Source organism: Actinospineispora acaciae DSM 45401, assembly GCF_000620785.1.
GTDB lineage: Bacteria > Actinomycetota > Actinomycetes > Mycobacteriales > Pseudonocardiaceae > Pseudonocardia > Pseudonocardia acaciae.
This window is the reverse complement of record NZ_JIAI01000083.1, coordinates 1-1,774: the sequence shown is the minus strand read 5'-3', so window position 1 is coordinate 1,774 and position 1,774 is coordinate 1. Positions and strand designations below refer to the sequence as shown.

General features: G+C 74.2%; 1 protein-coding gene. It reads left to right on the top strand.

What is annotated here, in order from left to right; translation table 11 throughout:
- The coding region (locus N912_RS64985; RefSeq protein ID WP_037070459.1) for a hypothetical protein at nt 1–1,774 on the top strand (1,774 nt) is incomplete at both ends.

Here is a 1,774-nt window from a genome sequence, read left to right as displayed (position 1 = left end):
ACGGCAACCCCGTCATCGTCATCCCCGCACGCGTAGCCAGGCTGATCGACCGGCTCATCGGCCTCAACCCGGACTTCGCCGACTGGTGGGACCGCCTGCTGCGCCACGAACACGACTTCCACCTGGGCGAGCACCCGGAACACGACGGCCACCGCCACGACGAGCACGCCGCCGGCCTGGTCGCCGAGCTGAAGGCCGCCACCGTGGTGCCGGTCGCGTTCGACGGCCACGGCAACCCGGTCGCGCTGGACACCGCCACCCGCGCCGCGCTGCGCGAGCTGCTCGACGGGCTCGACGAGCGGGGCCAGGTCTTCCGGCAGGAGGGGCGGCCGGGTCACTGGCTGAGCAACCGCGACGACTACGCCATCGCCGTCGGGGACGCCGAGCTGGCCGACCTGCTGGCCCGGGCCGGCCGGGGCACGATCACCGTGACTCACCTGATCGACCTCGCGCACGGGCGGGTGGTCGTCAGCACGGACACCGCCAGCCGCCTCATGGACCGGCTGCCCGCCGGGTCGCACGCCGCGTTGGCGCGGGTGGTGGCCCACCAGGCCGGCAACCCGGCGGCGACGCCCGAGCAGGCCTGGCAGGGCCTGGACCCGGTCGAGGTCTACACCGGCCTGCTGATGGGCCAGATCGGCGCCGCCGACACCCTGATCATGACCTGGGAGTACCTCGTCGAGACCCTGGCCGAGCAGCCCGAGACCGCCGACACCGAGATCGCCGCGCAGGCCACCTCGGGCCTGGACCAGGCCGAGAAGATCCTCGACACGATCGGCGAGTTCCTCGGCCACACCGGCACCGACACCGGCGACCTGGACACCCGGCACGCGGCCGCCACCGAGCTGCTGGCCACCCTGCGCGGGCAGCTGGCCACGGTGGCCGAGGCCCAGCGCCGCTACGCCGGGCTGACCACCGAGCAGCGCGCCCAGGTCATCGACGACGACGCGGTCGTCGGCGGCTACCAGGGCATCCTCGACACGCTGACCGGCGACCCTGCCCAGCGCCGCGAGCAGCTGCTCGACCTGATGGACACCGACGCCGGCGAGATCGCCGGGCAGCTCGCCGGCATCCGCGCCGATCTGGCCGCGCTGCCCCAGATCCCGGTGGTCACCGACCTGATCACCACCGCCGAACAGCTCCAGGCCCGCTACGAACGGCTCCACGGCGACGAGAGCGGCGAGCACGGCGAGCACGGCGGAGCGGTCGCGGACGGTGTCAGCGACGCGCACCTCGCGGTGTTCGGCAAGGTCGCGAAGGCGCTGGCGCCGAACGCGCGGCCGCTGGGTCGCAGCGAGCTGCCGTTCGGTGCGCGCGACCCGCCGGTCCGGGTGCTGTCCGCCAAGAAGGTCCGCGCCGCGCTGGTCAAGGAAGGCCTGACCAAGGCCGAGGCGCAGGACCTGATCGACCGGATGGTCGCGTTCGGCTGGAAGGACGGCGCGGTCGTCATGCTGGACAACCGCGTCGCCGAGCTGGCCGCCATCGCCGCGTGGCTCGACGGCTGGTTCGACGAGCTGCTCAACCACGAGCAGGGACACCTCGACGGACACTGGGACACCGCCGGCAAGGCCGACCACGACCACGACGCGCAGCCGCTGGTCAATCGGTGGCGCGCGGCCCAGCAGGCCAGGGACCAGGCCGCCCAGGACCGGAAACCACGCCGCCAGGCCCGCCGCGCGCTGCGCGAGGCCGTGCGCCTGGCCGATGAGGCGCTGGCCGCGGCGGGCAACACGGCCGCCGCCCGAGCGGACCGCGACCGGGCGGTCAAGGACGC